The organism is Okeania sp. SIO2B9, assembly GCF_010672505.1.
Taxonomy (GTDB): domain Bacteria; phylum Cyanobacteriota; class Cyanobacteriia; order Cyanobacteriales; family Microcoleaceae; genus Okeania; species Okeania hirsuta.
Window position 1 is genome coordinate 1 of record NZ_JAAHGK010001258.1, and the last position, 2,230, is coordinate 2,230.

2 protein-coding genes are annotated in these 2,230 nt (G+C 34.3%); both read left to right on the top strand.

From position 1 onward, the window contains the following. The first annotated feature begins 457 nt into the window (after positions 1 to 457). A complete protein-coding gene (locus F6K13_RS29560) occupies positions 458 to 1,306 on the top strand; it encodes a hypothetical protein (protein WP_287289347.1) in 849 nt (282 codons plus the stop codon). A gap of 342 nt (positions 1,307 to 1,648) precedes the next feature. Further along, on the top strand, positions 1,649 to 2,230 hold a 582-nt coding region (locus tag F6K13_RS29565), incomplete at its 3' end, for an NAD(P)H-hydrate epimerase (protein ID WP_287289349.1).

A 2,230-nucleotide genomic window follows, 5' to 3' on the forward strand; every position in this document is an offset into this window, starting at 1 on the left:
TTGAAGAAGGAGACAGGAGACAGGAGACAGGAGACAGGAGGAAAATTACATGGGGATTCTAACCCCAAGTAATTTTGAACACCGTGTAGACGGTGGGGTATTAAACCCACAAAGAAAATGATAAAATTTTCACTATTGAAGAAGAAAGAAGAAGGAAGAAAAAATGGATGGGGACTCAAACCCCAACCAATTGTTAATATCGTGTAGACGGTGGGGTATTAAACCCAAAATAAAAAGATAATTTAGGACTGCTATATAGTGTTTCTCAAGTTACTGATTTACAGTTATTTTTCTTTTTTTCTACTCCCTACTCCCTACTCTCTACTCCCTAAAGCAAAATAATTTTGTACCTCACGCTTTTTGGGAATTGCTATATATAATTTCACTTTGTTTTACCCATGTAATAAACTATGTTCAAACGCCTACTAAAAATCATCATTTATTGGCTCGACTCACCATGCTAAACCAATTATTTTTAATATTAAACTACAGAATTTCAAAAAAATCATTATTATCAATTATATTAGGAGGATTTTTAGCGATAAATAACCAAACTATCGCTCAGGGAAAAGTAATTAAAGCTCAAACTTTAGCCACCAATCAAATTCAAAGCAACACCACAACTTTTAGCTCCAATAGCAATACAAAAAAACAAACACCATTAATAGCAGAAAATTCCAGTTTTCCAAAATATCCTGAAGTCTTACCTCCATCAACAGTAAGACCATCAATTCAACAACAAGAACCAATATTTAATCCTATCGAAGTAAATCCATTTCCCAATTTACAGTATGTTGTCTATATTGAATCAGACAGTGCATTATTGTTAGGAATTATTCGGCGAAAAATTGAACCAAGAGCAGTATTGCGGTCTTTTGCAGGCAGCACTGTAATTCAAGTAGGAAGTTTTTCTCAGTTATTTTTCGCTTTAGATTTATTAGATTATTTAGAAGAAAGAGGAATTAATGCCCAACTAGAAAAACTTGATTCAAATGAAGCTTTTGGTGAACCTGTAAAACCTGCAATTTTAGCAGCTAGTGTATATCCTCCAGTTAAACGTTCAATTGCTTATGGACTAAGTAATAGTAAATCTTATTATTTATTAATTCCTAGTAAGTCAACAAATTTAGCTTTAATTACATATAAATTGCGATTATTAGGAATTCCCGACCAAGGTATTCAAGTGACAGAAATTCCCGAAAATGTAGCGATAGGACCTTTTGAAAAGGAAGAAATAGCAGAAAAGTGGCAACGCTATTTATTAGATTCGGGGTTTGTTAATGTGGTTATTTACTTTGGTCGTTAAAAGTCAGTCAGAAGTTAAATTTAAAAGTTGATTGAAATACATTTTTAGGCAACAGGCAACAGGGAATATAGAATAGGGAATAGAGAATAGGGAATATATAGGAAAAAAGTATTTTTGTAAATATGAGATGCACCCTCCAAAACTGCTTTAAGTAAAATTTCAAGTCCCTTATGTATCAAGAAGAAAAAAGACAAAAAATCCTTTTAGTAAGTCCTATACTTTTAAACATAGGTAATTAGGGTTTGCTGAATCTTATATAGCGTTTCTCAAGTTATTGAGGTACATTTTTTCTTCTTTTCTACTCCCTACTCCCTACTCTCTACTCCCTACTCCCTAAAATCAATGAACAATACTAAAGAAAAATTTGTAGTTACTGCTGCCCAAATGCGACAAATAGAAGAACGAATATTTGTTGCCGGAATGCCAGTAGCAGCATTAATGGAAAAAGTTGCAGGATTAGTAACACGAAGAATCGTAAAATTATTCAATCGTAATATTAGTAAAATTGGTATATTAGTAGGTCCTGGTCATAATGGCGGAGATGCTTTAGTCATAGCCAGAGAATTATATTTCCAAGGTTATGAAATAATAGTTTACTGCCCGATACCAAAACTTAAAGAATTAACAAATGCTCATAGTAAGTATCTCCAATCTTTAGGAGTTAATTTTGTTGATAATATTTCCCCGGTCAAAAATTGCGACTTGCTCATAGACGGTTTATTTGGCTTTGGTTTAGAACGAGAAATTACCGGAGATTTAGCTGTAGCAATCAATCAAATTAATAGTTGGAAAAAACAGATATTTAGTATCGACTTACCTTCTGTATCGCTGACAGCGGTTCTGCTTGTCGGGCTGGGCGTCTTTGCCTTTGGGTGGGGGCGGCGTCAGATGACGGACATTGCCGATGGCACTTTGGCGGCCGTT

What these genes read in the sequence shown, in the direction of transcription:
- F6K13_RS29560 (WP_287289347.1), top strand. Translation starts at nt 458, where the DNA reads ATGCTAAACCAATTATTTTTAATATTAAACTACAGAATTTCAAAAAAA.